Genomic DNA, 24,615 nt, shown 5'->3' with positions numbered 1-24,615 from the left:
TCTTATGCACACTAAATATAATTTTTCTGCAGGGCCTGCTGTTATTCCTACGAGTGTTTTACAACAAGTTCAACATGATGTTCTTGATTGGAAAGGAACTGGATTATCAATCATGGGATTTAGCCATCGTAGTTCTGAGTTTATGCAATTAGCAGAAGAGTCTGAAATGATATTACGAGAACTAATGGAGGTCCCTGATAATTATCATGTCCTGTTTTGTCATGGTGGTGGAAGTGGTCAATTTTCAGCGGTTCCATTGAATTTGGTGGATAAATCACAAACAGCGGATTATGTTGTTAGCGGTCATTGGTCAAAGTATGCAGCGATAGAGGCGAGTAAATTTTGTAAGGTTAATACCATCAATATTGTTCAGAGAAATAATCAAAAGCAATCACTCTTATCTCCCGTTGATTGGCAATTATCACAGGATGCTCAGTATGTTTTCTTCTGTCCAAATGAAACGGTTGATGGGTTAGAGATTAATGAACTGCCTATTACAGATAAACCAATAATTGCAGATATGTCTTCATTCATATTGTCACGCCCAATTGATGTTTCTAAATATGGAATTATTTATGCGGGAGCTCAAAAAAATATTGGTCCAGCAGGATTAACGTTAGTTATCATTCGTGATGATTTATTGGGAAAAGTGAGTCGTGAAATACCCACTATTTTTGATTATAAGGTATTGGCTGAAAATTATTCGATGCCAAATACACCGCCAACCTATCCATGGTACGTTGCTAATGAAGTCTTTAAATGGCTTAAGAAGGTTGGCGGTGTATCGGCTATTTACAAGATAAATATAGAAAAAGCAGCGTTATTGTATGATGCAATTGATAACTCAAGTTTATATATTAATCATATAGATTCTGCCGCTCGTTCAATCATGAATGTTCCATTTTATTTAAAGTCAGAAGCATTAACAGAAAAGTTTGTATCTCTTGCTCATACTGCGGGACTTACCTCCCTTAAAGGCCATAGCTCTGTCGGTGGTATTCGAGCATCAATCTATAATGCGATGCCGATAGAGGGAGTCAAAGCATTAGTAACCTTCATGAAGCAATTCGAAGATAAATTCTATAACTAATTAAGAAGTGAAATGAAATACAAAATAGAGATATCAAAAGAAGAAAAGATATTATTTGAAGTATTAATTGATGATATTGGTCGAAATGCTTTAGAAGAGAAGTTAACCATATTATTAGCTCAGTTTCCTAATGAAAATGGATTCAAAAGACATGTTTTTTATTCAGATACTGAAAATAGAATAATAAAAAGTACAGAAAGAAGTATGGAAGTGATCTCGATTCAACCAATATTCAAAGAAGTTGGTTATAGATAATCTTAATTTAATTCATGTTTATTATTTTGATTAATGAATAGTAGTTTAGGGGGGAGGAATATGAAAAAAATTGGTGTTGTAAACTCTGTACTTGTTGGTAAGAGTGTTCCCTATGCGAAAGGTGCACAAAGTGCAATCAATAAGAAACCAAAATCTGAGCGACAAGTAACATCACGATTAGGTTTTATTGATGATGAGCAAGGCGATTTACGAGTACATGGAGGTATTGAAAAAGCGATTCATATATACCCAAGTGAGCATTACGTTGAATGGCAAAAAGAGCTACAAGGTAATACAGCATTACAAATGATAGGGGCTTTTGGTGAAAATATTAGTTCAACGGGATTGAATGAAGACACTATTTGTTTGAATGATAAAATTAGAATTGGTTCAACACTGCTTGAAGTTTCTCAAGGTCGAATGCCATGCTGGAAATTAAACGTTAAATTTGAACAAGATGGTATGGCGTTAAGATTGCAGGATACATTAAGAACCGGGTGGTACTTTAGAGTATTAGACGAAGGCAATATTGGTTGTGGTGATGAGATATTCCTTTGTGATCGCCCTTACCCTGAATGGCCTTTATCAAAAATAATGAAGTTGATTTTTGAAGGATGTTTAAATAAACAAGAGCTAACCCCTTTATTGGATTTACCGCTTGTAGAATCATGGCATAGATTAGTGGCTAGACGCTTAGAGAGTCAAAGTATAGAAGATTGGTCTCCTCGATTAGATGGTCAAAAATAAGAGTGTTGGTTTGTTAAAGAGCTAATAGCCAACAGAGGCTAGGCATTTTGACGAGCGTAATGCCGCTCGTCTCAGTGGGGGTATGAATCCTATTTCGATTGATCAAGCTGTAAGGGGTCATCAAACATTGCTTGTAATACCTGTATAAATTGCCCCACGTGTAAGCCATCCATCAAACCATGATGCACTTCAATCGATAACGGCATACGCCATTGCTGACTGTGTTGAACCAATTTGCCAAAGGCCATCTTCGGCACGCTATCTGGAAAGTTAACGTCTCTAGCATGACTCATACTGGTGAAGTCTACCCATGGCAATACGGTTAAATGAATCGTGTTCTGCTTCATTTCTTGGCCAATGAATTGCTCTACGATAAAAGGCGTGCTCTTAATCCGAGTCTCGGCTTTGGCTGCACTTAGTGTGAAGTCAGAAAACGTAGGCTCATGGTCTAAATCGCAAAAACGCACCGTATTATCATCGGCAAGCAGCGCCACACTGACGCACATCGGCGAGTAAATTCGTACTTCTTCTCCCACAAGGCGATAACTCATCGGTTCACATTTATTTAGTGCCTGCTGAGTTAGGTAAAGGTAAGCGTGGAAGAAACGATGATTGTGCTGCTTACAATATTGATACAGCGCCGTTACGTCGATGTTGGAGCAGATGTTATACCAAGGGTGGCTAAAACCTTGATAGAATTTTAAATGTTGAGCTCGCGCCCACTGGCTGACATCTAGCACTTTATGCGCCATTTGATTTCCCTATAGAGTTCAATGATTTCGATCGGCTTGATTCTATTTATAACCCTAAGCGACTGCAAGATAATTTGAATAGAGAGTTCATAGCTTACTTAGCAATTAAACAATACCGCCTTTTTATAACGCTTAGAGGCTTCTATTTTTAAACACTTGCCAACTTTATTTTTCTAATATAATATCTCGCCATTAATTACAGACCGGATAGTCGGTTTGCTGGTTGGAAGGGCATTGTCATGGACAAAAAACAAAAAACAATACAAGCCGCAATTGAGTTGTTTGCAGCGCAAGGCTATGAAAAAACCTCTATCGCACAAATTTGTGAGTCTGCAAAAGTATCAAAAGGTTTAGTGTTTCATCACTTTAAAAATAAAGACGATTTACTGAGAGCCGTTTTTGTTCGTATGGCAGAGATCATTAACGAAGTTGGTGAAAATGTGAATTCGGTTAGTGAGGAGGTATCGGTAAAAGAGAAGTTTATTCATCTGTTAGAACATATCTTTTTATCAATGACAAACCCAGAACAGAAATTATTTTATCAGTTTGATTATCAGGTGAAATGTCAGCCATCAATGAGATTGATTTTAAAAGACTTATTAGATGAGCGATACAAATTAATGATGTCCACTTTTCAAGATGTTTTATGCGATATACCCGCAGCTAATCCTCTTGTTGATAGTCATGCGTTAATTGCCGAAATAGACGGCATTGCCTTGAATCATTTGTTCGCTAAAGATGATTATCCACTGACAGAAATCAAAGATCGATTTATCCAAAAATACTTGTTATTGCTAGGACTTTCATAACTAGTTCAATAAAAAATAATAATTAAAGAGTACATTAAAATGAAAACACCTTATCAAATTCAATACGAAACTTTCGCAGCAGCAGGCGGTATTTATGATGAAAGACACGCAAAACTGTATGCTGAATTTGCAGATAACCTAATTGCAGATGGCAGCTTCTCTATCGTTTATGAAGGCGTAGCACATGCGTGTTATACACCGATTATTATAGATGCGGCACCACATTTAAAATGTTATGTAGTGGCTCCTTTAGCCGTATTGCCTGGATACCAACGCCAAGGCTACGCAACGAGATTAATGGAAGAAGCAGAAAAGCAGTTAGCACCAGATGTAGTGTTTATCATGGGGGAAATTCACCATTACGCTAAACGTTACAATACACCTCATAAGGTAGGACTTCCTGTGGAATCGTTAGCACCATTAGAGAATTGGTTCGCGCTAGCATTAACTGAAGGTGCACTAAACGATGTAGGTGAATCGACATCAAGCATGACGGGGCCTTATTCTGAGCCACTAATATGGAGTCATCCTTCTGAACAAGTATAATCAACTGGGACGCTGAGCGTTCCAATTTTTTATTCACTTCAATTTATGCCTAACGAATTTTAGTACCGAGTTGATTTAAATCCCGATTTTGCAGTTGTTGCCAATAGGAAAGTACTTGTGATGTGAATTATGGTTCGAATCTAATCATCATTTGATTCGAATGGTTTTTTACGACGTTAAATTAATCGGTATTTTAGCAACCAAATATACCCTGAATATATTACAAACATTCAGGGTTGTTTAGAGGCTTGAAGTTTACTCAAACTCGTTAGCGAAACAAACCGTTCTATTTGGTTGCGACAATTTCGTCCATTAAACGATCAATTTGAATCACGACTTGTTCACTGGCATTTTCCATCGCATTAATTGATGTGATCATACCCGGCATATTGCCCGTTTTGGCTTTGCTCATCGCTTCGCGACCACTGTCGTGTACCCCCTTGTGAGGCCCTTCAAGTTGCGTATAACTTTTCAGGTGAACGTAGGCTTTACCGTCTCCCTTGTAGTACCACTGACCCAATCGACACTCAGAATGAGTATTTACAGTTTCATCGAACGAGCCATTTTGTAATAAACGATAGATATTGTTCTTCCAAATCGCATGGTCAAGTTTTACTGTATCAAGAAAAGCTCGAGTCGAAGCGATATAAATCACCCCCTTCATGTGCTCTGATTTCACAACAACCTCATTTACGATAACCCCAATTTGTGCAGAAGAAGCGGAGACCTCTTCGGCACAAATTTGGTTCTCATCGATAGAGGTTTTAATCGCAACCACTTGAGTCATAACTTGGTTCACTAACGAATCAATTTGTTCGCTCGCTTCACTGGCTTTGCTTGCGAGCTTTCTTACTTCATCAGCAACGACAGCAAACCCTCGGCCAGCTTCTCCTGCACGAGCGGCTTCAATTGCAGCGTTAAGCGCCAGTAAATTTGTTTGGTCAGAAATCTCTTGAATAGTAGATACAAGGTGGGAGATAGAATTGGCGGTTTTATCTAATATTTGAACAGATTTAATGCTTTGAGTGGTTTGGGCGCTTATTTTAATCGCTCTATCGTCAAGGCGAGAAAGTGCTTGATATGTTTGTTTAAAAACCTCACCGAGCTGTTGTAGATTTTCATTTTCTTGAGCCATCGACTGAGCGCTTTCGACCATCGCAGTTCGAATGGTTTGCAGCATGTCTCCGCCTTTTAAACTGCTAGAAATCAACCCATCGCTACTTTGATAACGTTGTTGTGCCGAGCTAACTTGCTGTTTAGCGTCTTGGAGTTGACTTTCTAATGCGACAATATCAGCTTGGTATTTTTGTTGGAGGTTTGACAGCTCTTTTTTTAGAGCCTCATTTTCTGCTTTGACTCGTTTTAATCCAAACATAAGCTCAAAAAATAATTAAGTAATCTTTTGAGTCTACCTAGGTTTGTTCGGTTTTGTCATATGAAAAGTAAGGTATATTTGTGAATTGTGTGACTTTTCTGGTGTATTTACATTTAATGATAAGCTGGGTTTTGTAGTCAAGTAATGAAACATCTGTAACTTATATGATGCACACAAGAAGGGGGCTATATTTAAGTTATCAAAATTAAAAGTGAAACGAGTAAGCAGAAGATATTTTTGGTTATGGCATCGACTTTAATGTAATTAGAACAAACCCAACAAAGGGGGAGTTAGATATTATCTCTTGGCTAACGTTGTTTTTTAAAACTAACTTTTGGCGCAAGGCTGATCGTCGATCTTATCGGTGTTCTTGATGTAAAAAAGAGGACCAAAATAGCTAAAGAAAAGCACCAATAAGCGGTACAATACCTGAGTTGCGAGATCGCAGCATGGGATACTCATTCACATAAAACCGTAAAGTAGCCACATATGCCTAAAGATTTTAGTTTTACCACAGAATACACTCTCGACAAGACCTTCTTTGCTGAGTGTTATGATCAAACTAGCCATCCTGTTAAATTTCCAAAAGCCTATTTAAAAGGAATACTTTTTCTTCTTTTTGGTGTGGTTTTATTAAAACTTGAACTATTACCTAATGGGTATGTTGGTTGGTTCTTTATTGTTTTAAGTATTATTGAGGGGCTTAGTATTTATTTTAAGAGAACGTGGTGGTTATGGCGACAAAAAATCAGCTCACTCTCTGGCAGCAAAGTGGTACTTCAGGTTGACTCAAAAGGTGTGAGTTATAAAAGCGCTAAAAACATCCGTAATATCGCATGGAGTGACATTGATCAACTTGAACAAAGCGATCTAGGATTTATCTTTCACATGGGTAAACAGCGCCAATATGTCAGTAAATCTTGCTTAAATGATGAAGAGATAGCATTCATTGCAGAGCAGCACGCAATATCAAAAATAAACTAACGCCATTGCGTGCAAAATAAAATCTTATTCAATATCAGCCGCATTCTCTGCGGCTTTTTACTGTCTATCTAACCCCTCGACTCCAATCTCAAACCCTGTTGTTTGACTTACTCTTCCTAATATTTATAGCTCTAACCATATGGTGATATTTACTCATCCACTACATTCCTACACTGTGAGATTTTCAAGTGTTACTATAAATACTTTGCATTTGAAACAGCCACAGTGCTCAATGTCGTTTAAGACAATGTTGACCGACAACTTTTTTAAAGGTGCTAAATAGGAAGTTTGCTTTATGCGTAAATCAGATAAGAAGATCGAAAATCAAATCAGAGACGTGTTAACCGAAGTTTGTGAAGATACGTTAAAAGGCTACGAGGGTTTCCTTTGGGTGACTCATACGGTCAAATTCTCTTCTTTTCCACAGAGCTTAAAAATTGTCTGCGTATTCGAAACGAATCAAGATAGAGCAAACTTTTTAATGGGAGAAGACCAGCTCCATGTTTCAACAACTATCCAAAAGGCGTTTAATAAGGTTGGGGTCCAACTAAAGAACGTAGATAACCACATCAGTTACGATACGCATAAAAATCGCAAGTAGCGGTCATCAAATAAAGTGAATTGAGTTGAGTTTGTAGTGGGGACGTAAGGCTTTATATACAGTTTGATATAAAGCCTGAAGGCTACTGTCAGTCCTTTGTGTCAGGGTGACGAATAGCTTACTTAAGTCTAGGAATACCGCTATTTTCAGTCCATTCGGGTAATAAAGGTTTGCTCGTCATCCACAAAAGCGACAAAGCCGCCGTGATAGATAAATACGCGACCACGCCCCTCAACTAGACAGGCAAGCTGTGGGTTTAAGTCTTCTTCATTATTCTGGCTTTGAAAAGTGCCAGTATCGGTGATTACGCCGCTGAGTGTAGGCAAATATCCATAACTGCGCTTGGCTTGATCAATCAGGCTCAATTCGCTGGTGGTAGAGAAGCAAGAAGGGATCGCACCCGCTTCTTCGATAAATAAAGTTTTCAGTTCTTCAAAAGCGGTAATCACCAGCCAGTCGATGTCGTTAACATGATGAATAAACATGGAGTTTCTCGGTAATTCTGATGTGGAGATTGTATCACTATCAAGTGATTACGTAGTAGAGATTTAGTGGCTAAAGTCAGTGATTCTATGCCATTTTTGTATTCTCACTAGGTCAACTTGAAATGCGTTTGGCTTGTCGTGAGTTGAATAGTATCTTTAATCTAATCACGTTTTGATTTGAATAGGGTGTTCAATCGCATCACAAAATGATTTGAATAAGTGACCTATTCGCATCATACTGTGATTAGATTAAGCGAAATTGAATTAGAGGAAGGCGTTATGTGGATATGGCAGCAAGATAAATGGCCTAACTTTTATTGGGATGAACGCGTTATTGAACCATTATTAAGGTCGGTTAGATTTAACCAAGGGCTTTTATTAGGGAAGATGACAAGTCAAGACCAAGAAAAAGCCATGCTTGATACGTTACTTGCCAATATTGTCCACTCAAGCGCGATTGAAGGTGAAACGTTAAATGCGTTCTCGGTGCGTTCTTCGCTAGCGAATAAATTAGGATTAAGTGAAGAGAGACCTTTTCCTACTACTGAGCAGACTGATGGCCTTGCTGAGATCATGCTTGATGCGGTAGAAAACTTAGATACGCCTTTAACACTCGATCGTATTTTGCATTGGCATCATCGTTTATTTCCTCAAGGCTACACCATGTTTAATCCTGTGGTGGGTGGGCAATTACGAGGCGATGCACCTATGCAAGTGGTATCAGGCCGCATTGATCGTCCTGTTGTTCATTTTGAAGCCCCAAGTCGAGATATTCTTGATGCTGAATTGAACCAGTTTATTGATTGGTTTAATACGTCAAAAAGTGATATTGCTTTAGATCCTCTATTAAGAGCAGCAATGACACATCTGTGGTTTGTGACGCTTCATCCACTTGATGATGGTAATGGAAGAATCACTCGTCTACTTACGGATCTCGCATTAGCCCAAGCTGAGCAGCAATCGGTTCGATTCTATGCCATGTCTGTTGGTATCTTGGCAAACCGCAAAAGCTATTATGAGATTTTAGAGCAAACCCAAAAAGGGGAGTTAGATATTACCGCTTGGCTACAATGGTTTTTTGAAACCCTTGATAGTACGTTTGCAGAAGTCTTTAACGAAATAGACAGAACGATTTTTAAAACCAATTTTTGGCGCAAGGTTGATCAAATCAAGCTAACAGAAGGGCAAGTAAAAGTGCTTAATCGAATGTTAGATGGGGATTTTGAGGATGGGATTAACACCTCTCAATACCACAAAGTAGCAAAAGTCAGTAAGCCCACTGCATCTCGGCACTTAGCAATGTTAGTTGAGCTTGGCTGTTTGGTTAAAACTGGGGCGGGTGGCCGTAGTACTCGTTATGTTTTGGGGGAGTTGAAACATAGATGAGTTGATTTGCTAAAGTTGAATACATAAAAAAAGCCCTGATTTTGTCAGAGCTTTCTCTCATTTTCATAAATCATTCCGGATTACCTAGTTAACACCATGTCTTGCATGGTCACCGACATACACTCTAACCCGATATTACTCGCTTAAAATGCTGTTATAGTCAGCGGGAGGAGAGGATATTTCAATCCGACTTAGTCTCTCTCTTACCTTGTAGGCTTAATGTGCCTACAAAATGATCTTGGATGATCTGGTTGGTAAATGCAAGTTCTAATATTGACGGTGTACATTGAACCAAGCTGACAGAAGAGCAAGTAAAAGTGCTTAATCGAATGCTAGATGGGGGTTTTGAGGACGGCATTAACACCTCTCAATACCACAAAGTTGCAAAGGTCAGTAAGCCCACTGCAACTCGGCATTTATCAGCGTTATTTGAGCTTGGTTGTTTGGCTAAAACTGGAGCAGGTGGTAGAAGTACTCGTTATGTTTGAATAAGATAAAAGGCGTATTAGTGCTCCCCTTTCTATTATACTAACTAATTGATATTTAGCAGTAATACTAAGGTCCTTATGCGATCTAGACTAGATTTTCTTTATGTGTACTGTGCTATATTTTAGTTCGTAAGATTAGAAAATAATGTCTAGGATATTTTCATAAATAATGGGTTAAACTATTTTTTACAAAAATAGTTCTGAACTTAACAAAATAATTATTGGCTAGAAGAGAATAAATGGAAAATTTAGTAGATAAGGAACTGTTCTCTCAAATAGAAGAGCATCTAAAATGTAGTGAGCAAAGTTGGCTTATGGGGGCTGGGATCAGTTTCGATGCTAAATTGCCTTTGATGTATCCTTTAACTAGTAAGGTAAAAAAAGATTTAGCGAGTAAGCATGAACAACTATACAACGAAATAATTGTACCTTTAATCGATGAATTGCCTACAGGGTGCCATATTGAGCATGTACTGAGCCATATTGGTGATTATGCTGCTCTAGCGGAAAGAACAAAGGAAAAAAAGATAACAATTAATGGAAAGATAATAGCGTTATCTGATCTTGAAAATATTCATCACGCCATTCTAGAGTCGATATCTAACGTTATTCGTTGTGGTCATGTTGAGGGTAAAAATGGGAATCTAGATGAAGATGGAACATTAGACAAACCAATTGTTTGTATAAATGCTCACTTAGACTTTATTAATATACTTTTCAATCATGCGTCTGCTGGCGTATCTGAAAGAAGAAAATCAGTAAATATTTTCACGACGAATTACGACACATTATTAGAAGATGCTTTAGCACTGAATAAAATATCTTACTGGGATGGGTTTAGTGGTGGTGCTGTCGCCCACAGGACTCAAAGGTATGGAGATCCTATTCCACCAAATGGCCAACGTGCCAACTTAATCAAGATGCATGGTTCTATAGATTGGTTTCTTTGTGATAATGGGAATGTATGGCGAGTGAGAAACAATGACAATTACCCTGACGTAAACCGCAGAGTTCTTATATACCCTCAAGCTACAAAATATATAGCCACTCAACAAGACCCGTTTTCTTCACAATTTGATCTATTTAGAAAATCACTAAATTCCAATAATAGTAACGTTCTTGCTGTATGTGGCTATAGTTTTGGTGATGATCATATTAATAATGAAATAGAGTTTGCATTATCTAAAGAAGATAATAAAACAGTATTGATTGCATTTTTGGAATGCCGCGATGAAATTCCTCATTGTATTGAAAAATGGCGTAATTCAAAATTCGGAAAACGCATAATTATAGCAACGCTAAATGGACTATATATTGGTGATAGTGGGCCATTTGAACGACAAAATGGCGAAGATTATTGGTGGACATTTCAAGGTGTTACTTCACTCTTAAAGAATGGTTGCGAGGTATAGTATGTTTACGCCAGTTGACGAACTAAGAATAGGTCAAGTAGTCGAAGTTTCAGGAACTAATATCAAGGTCGAAATCTCCGATAAAATATCTGAGTTAAATCGAACTTTTAATGGCCGAGTTTATCCTATAGGCCAAATAGGGAGCATGATTAAGATTCACTATGGTCGAAAAGTCATTTTTGGTTTAGTAACAATGCTCAGAATGCGTTCGGAAGAATTGATTGAAGTAGGTAAGCCAGTCAATGCTGATTCTGATCAACGATTAATGGAAGTTCAATTGTTAGCTGAAGGTAGTTGGAATGGACAACAACAAAAGTTAGCTTTTAAGCGTGGGATCAAAACATATCCTCTCCCTCAACAAGGTGTCTTTTTACTAACAAGTGAAGAAGTTGGCTGTGTCTATCGTTCAGCTGAAGGCGGACAAAATGAGGAAGTAGATCCGTTAGTTCCTTTTGGGGTTTATAGCGCATCAGAATCTACAGCTTGTAGAGCTAATATTAATAAGATGTTTGGTATGCATTGTGCTGTTTTAGGTTCAACCGGTTCAGGAAAGTCAGGTACAGTAGCTGCAATTATTCATAGTGTGCTTTCGCACAAACATGGCGAAAAAGAATTATCCCCACAGATAGTAATTATCGATCCACACGGCGAGTATGGTACGGCATTTAAAGAACGTGCTGTTCAATACCGCGCATACAATATTGCAGCAGGAAAGGATGAACAAGAAGAGATAAAACTCCCTTATTGGTTAATGTCCTGTGATGAATTTACTCACCTTATAATTGGAAAAACAGAAAGAAGCGCAACAAGTCAAACTAATGTTATGCAAAAAGCACTTGCCCATGCAAGAATGGTTGCATCTGGAATCGTAAAACCTTGCCCTAGGTCATTTGGCGAAAAAGACCTGAGTCACCTCATTAACTTTGATGACCCTGATCCATGTGATGGAAAGGAAACATCAGATATTTTAGCGTTTGATATAGACAAGCCTAGACCATTTTCATTAGACGAATTTGAAAGCCATATTAAATATATTCAAGGAGGGAGAATTAAGGGTAAGGTGCATGAAAGTTTGACAGCTTCAGACTTAGCAAAATCACCAGTCCCCTCTGTTCTCGACAAATTAAAGATTCTTAGAAGAGATACCCGACTTTCTTTCATGATGGAGAGTTGGAAAGGATCTGAGGATGAAATAAAGCTATATGATGTATTAAATCAATTTGTTGGGAAGCCAAAACAAGATAAAAAAGATATCAGGATTATTGATATTTCAGGATTGCCAAATGAAGTAGCAGGCCCTCTTACAGCATTGATTGCCAGATTACTTTTCCAATACAAAGTATTTCAGACACAAGAAGAAAAGGAAAAAGATCCTATTTTATTTGTGTGTGAAGAAGCCCACAGATACGTACCAGATCATGGTGAAGCTCAATACGCAGCAGCACAAGATGCAATAAGACGTATTGCAAGGGAAGGTAGGAAATATGGTATTGGGTTAATGTTGGTAAGCCAACGACCAGCCGACGTTGACAGTACTGTAATATCACAATGTGGAACATGGGTCGTATTAAGACTTACAAATGCAGCAGATCAACAACATGTCGCTCGTTTTCTACCTGATGGATTGTCAGGAATGGTCGGAGCGTTACCTATTTTATCTCAACAAGAGGCAATCTTTGTTGGTGAAGGAGCAGCATTACCTTCTAGGATCAGGATTAGAGATTTAAGAAAAGATCAATTGCCTAAATCAAATACGATTCCATTTGCTGAAGGCTGGGCTAGCAATAGGTTAGCATTAAAAGAGCTTGAAGCTATATCTGAGAGAATGTGCTCTTAGTTAATCTATGATATTAACTGTCGTGGTTAAGTCACAATTGAGCTACTTTGTTATACTTTTTATAATATATATTCATTTTAACTAAATAGTTTATTTTGGTTTTATCTAATAACGAACCAAGCACAAAAAGATAAATGCAAAAATCAAATCCCCACCAACAAAAAAGGGATCTAGCCTAAACCAGATCCCCCAATATCAGCCGCATTCTCTGCGGCTTTTTACTGTTTACTATCTAAACCAAACCCTTACGGCTCTTCAGAAATTGGTTTTGGCTTGTAGTGATCCGAATTCAAACCAAAGTATTCAGGTAGGGTTGTACCTACTGAAATTGAAGACCAAGTGCCCGTTACAATACCGATGAACATTGCAATCGCAAAGCCTTCTAGTGGACCACCACCCAATAACCATAATGACCCAACCGTGATCAATGTGGTTCCTGATGTCACCATCGTACGAGAGAACGTTGCAGCAACGGCTTGGTTGTTTATCTCTTGGATAGATAAATTAGGCTTGGCAATTAACAATTCACGGATCCTATCAGCAATGATGATGGAGTCATTTAACGAATAACCTAGGATTGCCAAGATAGCGGCTAGGGTTGTTAAGTTAAATTCCATTTGGGTTGCAGCAAAGAAACCAAGAACAAACACGATATCGTGGGTTAGGGCAAACAAAGAGCCCGAAGCCAAGCGCCATTCAAAGCGGTAGCTCAAGTACGCTAAGATAACCAGAACCGACACTAATAACGCCATGCCACCTTGTTCTGTTAACTCTTCACCCACTTGAGGGCCAACAATACTTGTATTTAGCACTTGTATATCACTGTGCAGCGGAGCAAGAACCTCAGTTAACGCAGGCAGTTCCGTTCCCTTTGGTGGGATAGCATAACGTAAAACCCAACGACCCGGCTCACCAGAAGCAATAACGGCGACGTCTTGTTTAAAGCCCGCATCCAATAATGGCGCGATTTCGCTGCTTGTGATTTTGTTGTCTATTTGAATTTCACTCACGATACCGCCTGTGAAATCTAAGCCCCAGTTTAAGCCTTTTGCCGCGATCATTGATAAAGCAAAAATCATAAGACAAACAGAAACCACACTTGTCATGTGACGCCATTTTGTTGCATTTTTCATAGTAATAAACATAACTTAAATCCTAACATCATGACGAGAATCACGACCCCAAACTAAATTGACAATGGCACGAGAAGCGAAGATGCCTGTGAACATACTGGTTAATAGACCTAAGCCCAGTGTTAATGCGAAGCCTTGAATTGGACCATTACCGACGGTGTAAAGTACAACCGCAGTAATCATGGTGGTGAAGTTGGCATCGAAAATTGTACCAAATGCACTACTAAAGCCTCTATCAATGGCTTGAGCTAATGTTCGTCCTTCTTTTAGGTTATCTTTTATTCGTTCAAAAATAAGTACGTTGGTATCTACGGCCATGCCGACGGTTAATACTAATCCGGCAATACCCGGCAGTGTTAATACCGCACCAGGGATTAATGCTAATAAACCAAATAGCATGATCATGTTGGCAAGCAATGCAATGTTAGCAACCCAGCCTAAACGACGATACCAAACCGCCATGAATAACAACGTTAAACCAAGACCAAGGCCAAGTGCCGCAAAACCATTTTGAATGTTTTCTGCACCCAGAGTTGGACCAATTGTGCGTTCTTCAACGATAGTGACGGGCGCAGTAAGTGAACCTGCACGTAATAACAATGCTAATTCTTGAGATTCTTGAAGTGAACCAGATCCCGTGATTCTAAAGCGGCTGCCTAATTGGCTTTGGATAGTAGCAACACTGATGATTTTGTTACTTTGTGTGGTTTCACCTTTGCTGTTACGACCATACTCGTTGTATGAGGTTGCCATTGGTTTGCCAACATTGTGACGAGAGAATTCAGACATGATTTTGCCGCCTGAGCTATCAAGAACAATGTTTACTTCCGCCATGCCCATCTCGCCTAAGCTTGCACGAGCATCAACAATGTGGTCACCACTTAGTACTGGTTTTCTACCAACACGAACAGGACGTCCATTTTCATCTGGAACTTCCATTGTGCTGCCAGTGCCTTGTTCTTTCACAGCATAAAAAGCCAAGCTTGCGGTTGCACCAATAACATTTTTCGCAGCAGCAGGGTCTTGAACACCCGGTAATTCGATACGAATACGGTTTTCACCTTGGCGTTGAACTAACGCTTCGGTAATGCCCAGCTCTTCAATACGACTACGCATGGTTTGCAAGTTTTGTTGTACGGTTAAATTACGAACCGCGACTTTTTCTGATTCTTTTAACGTCAGCTTGATATCAAAGCCATCAGAATTTTCGATTTGCCATGTAGGGTAGTTTTGATGAAGGAATTTCTTCGCGGCAAGGTTTGCTTTTTCAGAAGGAAGACGAACAAGTAATTGGTCACTACCTTCTGTTTGGAAGCGTACAGAGCGAATGTGCTCTTCTCTAAATTCTTGTTTTAGAGAGTCACTTAATTCGGTGCGTTGAGCTTGGTAAACTTGGTTTACATCAACATCAAGTAAAAATTGAACGCCACCTCGTAAGTCTAGACCCAGTTTTATTGGTTCAAAACCCATATTCTGTAGCCATGCAGGTGCCGCAGGGGCAAGAGCTAAGGCTAACGTGGTGCCTTTTTTATCTTCATCAATTACGGAAGCCAACGCCGTTTTTGCTGCGGTTTGTTGATCTTCTTCTTGTAGGATAACGGTTGTTTTATCCCCTTTTTGTTCAATGCGTTTTACGACAATGCCTTGGTCCGTTAAGGTATTTTGTAATTGAAGAATTGACGGGATCTGACCATCTTTATTCGTAATCTGCACTGCTGCATCTTCGCCATACCATGTTGGTATCGCACTCAGAAGTAGAATGAGAATCGTAAATATAAGGACAATGTATTTCCAAGATGAATAATGATTCAATCGTTTTAATGGTTGCTTTCTTTGCATTTTAATTTCACCTCGCACCGATAATAAGGGGCACGAAAAAGTCACAGACGATCACTGGGTTATTAATGATTTATTAATGGATGCAGTGATGCAGATAAATTATGTTGGTAAAGTGAAATTAAGAGTGGGGGTACAAACGCTGGCTGTAGAGGAGGTTACTTTCTTTCCAAGCAGAAACTCGAGACGTTGAAGAGTAGCTGTTAAGCGCCCAATTCACGGTCGGTTTTGGTTTTTCTTGATAGCCGATAGCAAGTTGCTCAGCAGGAAGCAGGGGTATTTCTGAAGCGAGTTCATAATACGGCGTTACTTCTTCTGGTTCATGTCGAGCAAGGTTGGCCATACGAGAAGAATAACCAATGCCTAAGTTTACCCCATGTTCTTGAGATGAACTTTGGGTGTGTTGAGACACGTTATTTTCTGTTGGATGTGTAACCTGACACACTGCAAAATCAGCCGATGTAGATACTGGCGCATCAAACGTTAGGGTTGGCTGAATGGTTGAATGCTGTTCAATAGTGAGTGGTGTTTGTATCGTATTTATAATGTCATGATGTGATGCGGCCTGAGCTAGCGAGGCTACCCCAAAACAACAAATCATCATTACTATACGAAACAATCGTATCACTAGAAGCTCACATTTATGCGTACAGAAGATCGCATCCTATAATGGAGAACGATTTCTGACAAGAAATAACGCAATATTAATGAAAATTGAGTTTTATTTAGAGGGAGTGCTTGGGTGAATCAACTCAAATCGCTCAAGAACGTGATCAATAAAAACGCGTAATCGCTTCGGGATCAGTTTGTTTTGTGGAAACACCAAACTGATCGCGGCTCTAGGTAGTTCCCACTCGGGTAAGATCTGAACTAATTCACCATTCTTAATGTGTTGGCGACAAATAAACTCAGGAAGTGTAGCGATGCCTAAACCACTCAAACAAGCCGATTTACACGCGGTGATGGTATTCACTTTTAAGCGATAAGGTAAATTGGCTCGTATCGTTTTATCCACTTGATTCAAATAAAGAGAGGGGACTTTAACCGCATTGACGATTTTAATTTGGTGATGAGGTGATTTAAGATCATCGGGTGAATGAATATTTCCATAAGTGGCTAAGTAATCAGGGGTAGCCACAATAATACGTTCAGAGTAATCAATGGTGCGAGCAACGAGTGAAGAGTCGTTAATTTCTCCGATTTGAACGTAAAGATCGATACCGCTGCCAATAATATCGACTTCACGATTGGTCATTTCAACGTTAATCGACACTTCTGGGTAGCGTTTAAGAAAGCTATTAATGTATTCCGACATGACGTGATGCCCAATTTCTACGGGCATCGCAAGATTCAGATGACCGCGAATAAGACTTTGGTTTGCGGTGAGTTCTAACTCGGTTTGCTGCATTATATCCAATACACGGACGCTGGCTTGATAGAAAATCTCACCTTCTTGGGTTAATCCTAATTTTCGAGTTGAACGAGTGATCAACTTCACACCTAAGTGCTCTTCTAACTCAGCAAGCTTTCTACTTACGGTTGATTTTGTCATTCCTAAGTTTGTTGCTGCTTGGGTGAAACTACCAGAATCAATGACTTGGTTTAATATTGTGATGTTATTTAAGTCCATCATTGTTCAAACTCGCTCTATTGGTAAGATTTATGCAACAGTGTTTCCTTTTTTTCCTATCTAATCAATTAATCATTTTCGTTTTATACTGTTTCTCTCTTATTTATTACATCCATGTTTATGGCAAACAGGGATGGCTTCATTTTCAAGTGGGTACGCACAGTGGTAGAACAACAAAAGAAAAAAAATAAAGCACCTTTGATTGCGACAATCGTTATTATTTTATGTGGTTTTGCGGGGGCTGGCTATTGGTATGGCTATGGTCAGTATTTCCAATCAACAGACAATGCGTACTTGCAAGGTGATATCACGACAATCAGCCCTAAAGTGGGTGGTTACATTGCAAAAACATTTGTTGAAGATAACCAAGTAGTGAAAGCGGGTGATTTATTGGCAACAATAGACAGTCGTGATTTTGTTGCTGAAAAAGAGAAAGCAGAAGCAAACGTATTAGTTAATGCGGCATCGATTAAAAACTTAGTCGCAGAGCGTAAATTACAGGACATTCGTATTCGCCAAGCCGCCAGTGAAATTGAATCGGCTAAAGCGGAATATGAACGTACTCAACAACAAGTAAAACGCACGAAGGCGTTAATCAAAAAGAATTACTCGTCACAAGATGAATTGGACAATAACGTGTCTCATCTTAAAGTGGCGCTAGCGAATGTGGACGCAGCAAAAGCAAATTATCAAGCATCAAAAGAACAAATCAACGTCATCGAGAGTGAAATAGCTCAAGCAGAAGCCGCATTAAATCAAGCTAAAACAGCGTTAAAACAAACGGAACTTAATTTGTCTTATACCAATATTTACGCACCGATTGATGGGGTTGTTGGTAAGCGTAGCTTACGTGTTGGATTGCTTGTTCAAGCGGGTATGCCGTTGCTAAGTTTGGTTCCTACTTCTGATGTATGGATTGAAGCCAACTTTAAAGAAACTCAGTTAGGCGATATTCATAAAGGACAGAAAGTATTTGTGGATCTTGATGCGTACCCGGATCTACACCTAAAAGGCATTGTGGACAGTTTTTCTCCTGCAACGGGCGCAAAGTTCGCGTTATTACCACCAGAAAACGCAACGGGTAACTTCACTAAAATTGTACAACGAGTGCCGGTGAAAATTACTATTTTGAATGCTGATTTATTAGATGGTCAGTTAATTCCTGGGCTTTCTGTTGTTGCTACGGTTGATACTCGAGGTTAATCATGACTCAAGAATTAACAGCCACAAATCAAAATGACTTAGCGGATACACCGATAGAGCCTGAAATCCCAAGACGTCATTGGATAGCTCTGTTCGGTGGCTTGCTTGGTGCGTTTATGGCGATTCTGGATATTCAGATCACCAACTCTTCACTAAAAGACATTCAAGGGGCGTTATCGGCCACCATGGATGAAAGTTCATGGATCTCTACCTCATACCTTGTGGCTGAAATGATCGCCATCCCATTAAGTGGCTGGCTATCGGTCGCGATTGGTAAGCGTCGTTATTTAACGTGGACCACCATTATTTTTGCTGTGGCGTCAGTCTTATGCTCACTCTCTTGGAGCATGGGATCGATGATCGTCTTTCGTGCGATCCAAGGCTTCAGTGGTGGTGCATTAATTCCTTTGGCGTTTTCTCTTGTTGTTCAATTATTACCATTGAATAAACGAGCGGTTGGTATGGCTCTCTTTGGTGTAACAGCAACGTTTGCACCATCAATCGGACCAACATTAGGTGGCTGGTTAACGGAAAACTTTTCTTGGCATTATATTTTCTATATTAATATTCCCCCTGCGATAGCACTTATTTGTATGGTGAATTATGGTCTTGATGATGAACCACTACGATTAGACAGTTTGCTGAAAGCCGATTGGTTTGGCATCGCGACCATGGCGATAGGGTTGGGTTGTTTAGAAGTGGTTTTGGAAGAAGGGAATAGAGAAGAGTGGTTCAGTTCTAGTTTTATTATTACGTTGTCGATTATCTCTGCCATTAGCTTAATTTATTTTGTGATTAACGAGTTACAGCATAAAAACCCGTTAGTAAATTTGCGGCTACTTAAACAAAGTCAGTTTGCGATGTCGTGTGTCGCCTATTTAATTTTAGGGATGGCGTTATTGGGGTCTATTTACGTGTTGCCTATGTATATGATCCAAATTCAGGGTTATAACTCGTTAGAAATTGGTGAAGTATTAATGTGGATGGGGTTTCCTCAGTTATTAATTTTCCCATTGGTCCCTAAATTAACTCAGATTATTAAAGCTAAATATCTCGTGTTTTTTGGTTTTGCAATGTTCGGTATTAGCTGCTTTGTAAACACACACATGAGTTATGATTTTGGTGGCGATCAATTGATTTTCTCTATGCTGCTGCGTGCTATAGGTAGCCCATTTATTATGGTGCCGCTGTCTTTAGTTGCGATGGAAGAGATTCAAAAACATCAAGTGGCCGATGCCTCAACGATTACCAATGTACTGCGTAACTTGGGTGGTGCGTTTAGTATTGCGTTTATTGCGACGCTGTTGGATAACAAAACCCGCGAACATTTGGGTCATATCAAAGAAACCTTAACTACGGTAAGTACAGATGGGTGGTATCACTTACAACAGAGTGCGGCGATGTTTGTCTCAAAGGGGAGTGATCCGGCAACGGCGATGCTGCAAGCTAAAGCGTCATTGAGTCTGACAATGCAAAGAGACGCGGCAATTATGGCGTATAACGATGTGTTTTTCATGATGACATGTTTCTTAGGTTTTGCTGCATTTATGATGTTTTTTGTTAAATCGAATTCGAATCCAGGGTCAATCGAGGCTGGAGGGCATTAATTTTTTATGGTTGCTCGCATCTTTAAGTGGTTTGGGTATAATGCGGCAGAATATTGAAATGAGGTTCTCATGCGTTTAGATAAATTTTTGTGCGAAACAACAGGTGCTACCCGTAGCGAAGCTACTCGAATCGTTAAAAGTGGTACTGTCACTGTTAATGGCGTAAAAACAAAAGTTACTTCAGTAAAAGTAACTGACGATTCGACCGTTGAGTGGGATGGTCGTGAGCTTAAATTCCATGGTCCTCGTTATATTATGCTATTTAAGCCAGATGGTTACGTGTGTTCACATGAAGACAGTACGCACCCATCGGCATTAACTCTTTTAGATGAAGTGAATCTAGAGAAGTTACACTTTGCTGGTCGCCTTGATGTTGATACTACAGGATTGGTACTGATTACTGATGATGGCCAATGGTCACATAAAATCACATCACCAAAGCGTAAGTGTCCTAAAACATACCGAGTATGGCTAGATGAGCCAATTGGTGCTGATTACGCTGAGCAATTAGCGGAAGGCATTCAGCTTAAGAGTGAAACTGGTTTAACAATGCCTGCAACAATGGAAGTGGTTAATGAAGAAGAGCACGAGCTTTTATTAACGATCCAAGAAGGCAAGTATCATCAAGTTAAACGTATGTTTGCTGCGTTGGGTAATAAAGTTGAAGGCTTACACCGTTCTCAAATTGGCGGTTTAGGTTTAGATTATTCATTAGAGCCTGGCGAATATCGTTACTTAACCGCGGAAGAAGTAAAAGCGGTTTTGAGCAAGTAATTCACCCCAGTTATCTGTGGGTACAAAAAGCGGTGTGGCAGAAATGTCATGCCGCTTTTTTTTGTAAATTCTTGCAAAGAGATCGAATATAAAAAGCATGTTGTAATCGGGCGTGATAATATGAAAAATCCTTTCTTGTTCCCTATTTTTTAGTTGGTCTAAACCCTATGTCATCCTCAGCTAGCGATCTTTCTGAAGCCCCTAAGTTAAGTCTTTTATTAGTCATCATTTTGGGTGCTATTTCAGCGCTAACACCACTTGCTATTGATATGTATGTTCCTGCAATGCCGAGCATTGCGGCGGATCTTGGTGTATCTGCGGGTTCAGTTCAGATGACATTAACGGCTTATACGGCCGGCTTTGCGATTGCACAACTGATTCATGGGCCACTGGCTGACAGTTATGGTCGCCGTCCGGTATTAATTATCGGTACGGTGCTCTTTGCCATTTGTGCGGTGATTGGTGCGCAGGTTGATGGTATTGAATCATTAATGTATATCCGTGTTTTACAAGGGATTGCAGGCGCTGCATCAGCGGTGGTTATTCAAGCCATTGTTCGTGACATGTTTAATAAAGAAGATTTTGCCCGCATGATGTCTTTCATCACGTTGGTCATGACAATTGCCCCACTGGTCGCGCCGATGATTGGTGGACACATGGCGGTATGGTTCGGTTGGCGTTCAATTTTTTGGTTACTGGCTATTTTTGCCGTGTTAACTATTTTTGCGATTCTTTGGCGGATCCCTGAAACGTTGGCAGAAGAGAATCGCTCTCCTTTTAGATTAATGACGTCGTTTAGAAATTACCGTTCATTATTTAAAAACCCAGTGTCACTTGGTTTGATTTTCTCTGGTGCTTTTTCTTTTGCTGGGATGTTTTCATTTTTAACGGCAGGCTCATTTGTTTACATCGATATTTATGGTGTGAGCGTGTCTAATTTTGGTTATTTATTTGGTTTAAACGTTGTTTTCTTAATTGTTATGACTGTGATTAATGGTCGTATGGTTAAAAAAATGGGTTCCCATAATATGATTAAATTTGGCCTTTCTATTCAACTGTTTGCTGGCATTCTGATGATGGTCGGGCAACTATTGAACTGGGGTCTATGGGGAACGGTTATTCCTGTTGTATTATTTGTGGGTTGTATCTCGACGATTGGCAGTAATACGATGGGCTTATTGTTAAGTCACTACCCTAAAATGGCGGGAACCGCATCATCATTAGCGGGCACATTGAGATTTGGTACGGGGTCACTTGTTGGTGCTTGTATTGCAATGTTTCCTGCTGATTCTGCTTGGCCTATGGTGAGTTCCATGGCAGCATGTTCTATCTTATCTTTTGGTTGTTATTTTGTTTTTGGACGTAAAGCGTAAATGAGTAATGAGACAAACACAGTGCACTATTATCAAGAAATTCAAAAAGTAATTAATGAAGCTCTTACTGACTTACAAGAAAGTAAGGACAGTGGACGTTTACCGAAAAATCCGGTAAGTGCGAATCACTTTTTGATCCGATGGGTGACCACTGCGATTAAATCACAGCGTTTTTCTCGTTGTGTCGTCAAAGATTTGCAGACTTGGCAAAAAGAAGGCCGTACGAAAGGGACTGGAACTGAGCTTCCTGTTCGTTTTGAACATTATTCTCGCTTGTACCAAGCATTAGCGCCTATTGACACCGTGACTCCAATTACTAAATCAGTAGTAATGGGGTGGTGTGAGTCATTAGAAGAAAAAGAATGGTGTGTAACGACAGATTTTGAAATTTTAGAAAAAGCGTCTTTGTTTTCAGATGGTGATCATTCGTTGATTATCTGTGCGACGCAATTAGCATCGTGTTTTGAAGGGGGTTATGCTGAAAATCAACTGCTTGTGAAGCCGTTAACGTGTTATGTTCGTGGTAATCATCATGAGTTTGTTGAATCGGCTTTTGAGCACGGTTTGATAGTACATAAGCGTTCTGACTATAAATCAAAAGTAAAATACCATGGTGAATATTTAATTTATCCAAATAACCACGGTATTCAATTAGGTGAAACGCCATTTTCATTTAATGTGAAAAAATAACAGAATCGGTACTTTCATTGTTCGATAAAAAGCGCAGATATTCTGCGCTTTTTTATTTTGTGGTTGTTTGTTTACTCTTCTTTTTCTGCTTTTTTACAAATGGCTTTTACCATTCCTTTAAAAATAAATAAATGAGCTGGGAACATAGCGAACCAGTACATTAATCCCCAAAACCCTTTTGGGTGCCACCATGCACGGACGTCAAGTTGACGATGGTGTTCATCAATGTCTTTTATTGAAAACTCTAGGCGGCCAAGTCCTGGTGCCGTCATACCAAAAAGCAGTGAAAGAAACTTGTTTTCTTCGCAGCGGATGACTTTCCATGAATCAATATAATCACCTAATTGTACGCTCCCTGATTCGGGTCTTCTTCTCACAGGGAAAGAGCCACCAAGTAATGGGTCTAACCATTCTCTGGTTCGCCATAATGCATTAGCAAAGAAATACCCTTCTTTACTGCCAAGACGAGCGATAACACGCCAAAGCTGTTTTGCTGTTGCGGTGGTCGTAAAACTTGCCCCGGCTTGTTTTGGGTAAAAACCATAATCAGACTTCCAGCGTTTTAATGCACTAGGATCAAACCCCCATATTTCGGTTTGAATGGTTTCATCATTTGTCTCTTGAGCCTTGTTTACGGCATCAGATAAAGACAATAAAGGTTGAGGGAAGATTTTCTGTATCGCGGTATTGTCGGCAATGAGATCGTGATCAATACCAGCAAGCAATGCTCTTCCTAAATCCGAAGGCACAGAGGTCACCATACCTAGCCATAGTCCAGCAAAGCCTGGGCTAATAAAGCGAGTCGGAATTATTTTAATTGAACGACGATTGTGTTTAGCTATGAGATGAAATAAATCGTGATAGCTAACGGTTTCAGGTCCACCGGCTTCTAAGGTAATTGAGTGAGTTAATGGAAAATCAATACACTGAATAAGGTAGTAATTGAGATTATCAATCGCGATAGGGTTTGCTTGAGAGTTAATCCAAATAGGGCAAATTAATAGCGGGAAGTGGTTAACAAAATCCGTCATTATTTCGAAGGCGGCAGAACCTGTACCAATAATGATCCCTGAATTTATTTCGATGGTAGGAATGCCTGTTGAACGTAGTAATTCCCCCGTTTTTTTTCGAGCGAGTAAATGCTGAGATTGATAACCTTCTGGCTGTAATGCACTAAGATAAATAATACGAGAGAGTGTTGATTTTTCGGCTGCCGTTTTAAAGTTTTCAGCAAGAGACACTTCGTAATCAATAAAGTCATGGCCGTGTGACATGCCATGAACTAAGAAGTAAGCGATATCACATTGATCGATGAGTGGTTGAATTGCGTTAGTGTCTTCTAGATCAAGATAATGGCAATGCAAATTAGGGTGCTCAGATACTCTGTCAGTCAAGTAATCAATATTACGAGCACAGGCTATGACTGTATGACCTTGCTGCAATAATAATGGGATCAATTGTGATCCTATATAGCCTGAAGCACCGACGATCATGATGGTGTTTTCTTTATTCAAGATTACTCCTTAACCTAATGAATATAAATATTAATTACTTTCTGATTCTAGTACAATTTGTAGGCATATACCTAATGGATCTTATGCA

Annotated in this window: 23 protein-coding genes and 1 pseudogene; 16 read left to right on the top strand and 8 right to left on the bottom strand. The window is 39.4% G+C overall.

Annotation, left to right across the window (positions count from 1 at the left end):
* Window positions 1-4: 4 nt before the first annotated feature.
* The 3 genes from serC to A6E04_RS08200 are packed head-to-tail and all read left to right on the top strand — an operon-like array spanning window position 5 to window position 2,092.
* Window positions 5-1,090 (top strand): 3-phosphoserine/phosphohydroxythreonine transaminase, encoded by a 1,086-nt coding sequence (gene serC / locus A6E04_RS08210; RefSeq protein ID WP_023603816.1) that lies wholly within the window; start codon window positions 5-7, stop codon window positions 1,088-1,090.
* A gap of 12 nt (window positions 1,091-1,102) precedes the next feature.
* On the top strand, window positions 1,103-1,345 hold the full coding sequence (locus A6E04_RS08205; RefSeq protein WP_023603815.1) for a hypothetical protein: 243 nt from the start codon (window positions 1,103-1,105) through the stop codon (window positions 1,343-1,345).
* Window positions 1,346-1,405: 60 nt separating this feature from the next.
* Window positions 1,406-2,092: an MOSC domain-containing protein gene (locus A6E04_RS08200; RefSeq protein ID WP_065610826.1), complete on the top strand. Its 687-nt coding sequence runs from the start codon at window positions 1,406-1,408 to the stop codon at window positions 2,090-2,092.
* 89 nt (window positions 2,093-2,181) lie between these two features.
* Here the strand turns inward: A6E04_RS08200 and A6E04_RS08195 are convergent, their stop codons facing one another.
* Window positions 2,182-2,832, bottom strand: a complete 651-nt coding sequence (locus tag A6E04_RS08195; RefSeq protein WP_244886258.1) for a CatA-like O-acetyltransferase — start codon at window positions 2,830-2,832, stop codon at window positions 2,182-2,184.
* Window positions 2,833-3,083: 251 nt separating this feature from the next.
* Between A6E04_RS08195 and A6E04_RS08190 the strand changes: the two genes are divergently transcribed.
* Together A6E04_RS08190 and A6E04_RS08185 are read left to right on the top strand one after the other, a co-directional pair.
* Window positions 3,084-3,653 carry a TetR/AcrR family transcriptional regulator gene (locus A6E04_RS08190; protein ID WP_023603812.1) on the top strand — a complete coding sequence of 190 codons (570 nt, stop codon included), beginning with the start codon at window positions 3,084-3,086 and terminating at the stop codon, window positions 3,651-3,653.
* A 39-nt stretch (window positions 3,654-3,692) separates the two neighbouring features.
* Entirely contained in the window at window positions 3,693-4,199 is a 507-nt protein-coding gene (locus tag A6E04_RS08185) for a GNAT family N-acetyltransferase (protein ID WP_065610822.1), read from the top strand.
* A 286-nt stretch (window positions 4,200-4,485) separates the two neighbouring features.
* Here the strand turns inward: A6E04_RS08185 and A6E04_RS08180 are convergent, their stop codons facing one another.
* Complete coding sequence (locus tag A6E04_RS08180) at window positions 4,486-5,574, bottom strand: methyl-accepting chemotaxis protein (RefSeq protein WP_065610820.1); 1,089 nt, start codon at window positions 5,572-5,574, stop codon at window positions 4,486-4,488.
* Window positions 5,575-6,063: 489 nt separating this feature from the next.
* On the opposite strand from A6E04_RS08180, the gene A6E04_RS08175 reads away from it, so the two are divergent.
* Window positions 6,064-6,558 carry a YcxB family protein gene (locus A6E04_RS08175; RefSeq protein WP_017022055.1) on the top strand — a complete coding sequence of 165 codons (495 nt, stop codon included), beginning with the start codon at window positions 6,064-6,066 and terminating at the stop codon, window positions 6,556-6,558.
* A 295-nt stretch (window positions 6,559-6,853) separates the two neighbouring features.
* Window positions 6,854-7,159 carry a Fis family transcriptional regulator gene (locus A6E04_RS08170; RefSeq protein ID WP_065610818.1) on the top strand — a complete coding sequence of 102 codons (306 nt, stop codon included), beginning with the start codon at window positions 6,854-6,856 and terminating at the stop codon, window positions 7,157-7,159.
* A 146-nt stretch (window positions 7,160-7,305) separates the two neighbouring features.
* Here the strand turns inward: A6E04_RS08170 and A6E04_RS08165 are convergent, their stop codons facing one another.
* Window positions 7,306-7,644 (bottom strand): cytosolic protein, encoded by a 339-nt coding sequence (locus tag A6E04_RS08165; protein ID WP_065610816.1) that lies wholly within the window; start codon window positions 7,642-7,644, stop codon window positions 7,306-7,308.
* Between the two features lie 279 nt (window positions 7,645-7,923).
* Here A6E04_RS08165 and A6E04_RS08160 point away from each other — a divergent pair, with 279 nt between their 5' ends.
* From A6E04_RS08160 to A6E04_RS08150, 4 genes and pseudogenes are all read left to right on the top strand, one after another.
* Window positions 7,924-9,030 (top strand): Fic family protein, encoded by a 1,107-nt coding sequence (locus A6E04_RS08160; RefSeq protein WP_065610814.1) that lies wholly within the window; start codon window positions 7,924-7,926, stop codon window positions 9,028-9,030.
* A gap of 290 nt (window positions 9,031-9,320) precedes the next feature.
* Window positions 9,321-9,518, top strand: a pseudogene (locus A6E04_RS20935) (DUF4172 domain-containing protein); the annotation flags it as partial.
* A 239-nt stretch (window positions 9,519-9,757) separates the two neighbouring features.
* Window positions 9,758-10,930 carry an SIR2 family protein gene (locus A6E04_RS08155; protein WP_065610812.1) on the top strand — a complete coding sequence of 391 codons (1,173 nt, stop codon included), beginning with the start codon at window positions 9,758-9,760 and terminating at the stop codon, window positions 10,928-10,930.
* Window position 10,931: 1 nt separating this feature from the next.
* A complete protein-coding gene (locus A6E04_RS08150) occupies window positions 10,932-12,767 on the top strand; it encodes an ATP-binding protein (RefSeq protein ID WP_065610810.1) in 1,836 nt (611 codons plus the stop codon).
* A gap of 245 nt (window positions 12,768-13,012) precedes the next feature.
* On the opposite strand, the gene secF is transcribed toward A6E04_RS08150, so the two are convergent.
* The 4 genes from secF to A6E04_RS08130 form a co-directional block, all read right to left on the bottom strand.
* Window positions 13,013-13,912, bottom strand: a complete 900-nt coding sequence (gene secF, locus A6E04_RS08145; protein WP_017022048.1) for a protein translocase subunit SecF — start codon at window positions 13,910-13,912, stop codon at window positions 13,013-13,015.
* A 3-nt stretch (window positions 13,913-13,915) separates the two neighbouring features.
* On the bottom strand, window positions 13,916-15,739 hold the full coding sequence (secD, locus tag A6E04_RS08140) for a protein translocase subunit SecD (protein WP_017022047.1): 1,824 nt from the start codon (window positions 15,737-15,739) through the stop codon (window positions 13,916-13,918).
* Between the two features lie 118 nt (window positions 15,740-15,857).
* A complete protein-coding gene (locus A6E04_RS08135; RefSeq protein ID WP_026025467.1) occupies window positions 15,858-16,364 on the bottom strand; it encodes a hypothetical protein in 507 nt (168 codons plus the stop codon).
* 93 nt (window positions 16,365-16,457) lie between these two features.
* A complete protein-coding gene (locus tag A6E04_RS08130; RefSeq protein ID WP_023603801.1) occupies window positions 16,458-17,366 on the bottom strand; it encodes a LysR family transcriptional regulator in 909 nt (302 codons plus the stop codon).
* Between the two features lie 162 nt (window positions 17,367-17,528).
* Here A6E04_RS08130 and A6E04_RS08125 point away from each other — a divergent pair, with 162 nt between their 5' ends.
* From A6E04_RS08125 to A6E04_RS08105, 5 genes are all read left to right on the top strand, one after another.
* Window positions 17,529-18,569 (top strand): HlyD family secretion protein, encoded by a 1,041-nt coding sequence (locus A6E04_RS08125; RefSeq protein ID WP_065610807.1) that lies wholly within the window; start codon window positions 17,529-17,531, stop codon window positions 18,567-18,569.
* 2 nt (window positions 18,570-18,571) lie between these two features.
* Complete coding sequence (locus A6E04_RS08120) at window positions 18,572-20,176, top strand: DHA2 family efflux MFS transporter permease subunit (RefSeq protein ID WP_065610805.1); 1,605 nt, start codon at window positions 18,572-18,574, stop codon at window positions 20,174-20,176.
* A 69-nt stretch (window positions 20,177-20,245) separates the two neighbouring features.
* Window positions 20,246-20,950 carry a 16S rRNA pseudouridine(516) synthase RsuA gene (rsuA, locus tag A6E04_RS08115; protein WP_017022042.1) on the top strand — a complete coding sequence of 235 codons (705 nt, stop codon included), beginning with the start codon at window positions 20,246-20,248 and terminating at the stop codon, window positions 20,948-20,950.
* Between the two features lie 167 nt (window positions 20,951-21,117).
* Entirely contained in the window at window positions 21,118-22,323 is a 1,206-nt protein-coding gene (locus A6E04_RS08110; protein WP_065610804.1) for a Bcr/CflA family multidrug efflux MFS transporter, read from the top strand.
* Entirely contained in the window at window positions 22,324-23,013 is a 690-nt protein-coding gene (locus A6E04_RS08105; RefSeq protein WP_065610802.1) for a DUF2913 family protein, read from the top strand.
* A gap of 71 nt (window positions 23,014-23,084) precedes the next feature.
* Here A6E04_RS08105 and A6E04_RS08100 read toward each other — a convergent pair whose 3' ends face one another.
* Window positions 23,085-24,506 carry a DUF2867 domain-containing protein gene (locus A6E04_RS08100; protein ID WP_065610992.1) on the bottom strand — a complete coding sequence of 474 codons (1,422 nt, stop codon included), beginning with the start codon at window positions 24,504-24,506 and terminating at the stop codon, window positions 23,085-23,087.
* Between the last annotated feature and the right edge of the window lie 109 nt (window positions 24,507-24,615).

The sequence above is a fragment of the Aliivibrio logei genome, assembly GCF_001691055.1.
Taxonomy (GTDB): Bacteria; Pseudomonadota; Gammaproteobacteria; order Enterobacterales; family Vibrionaceae; genus Aliivibrio; species Aliivibrio salmonicida.
Note: the sequence above shows the minus strand (reverse complement) of the source record. Positions and strands in the feature narration are given on the sequence as shown.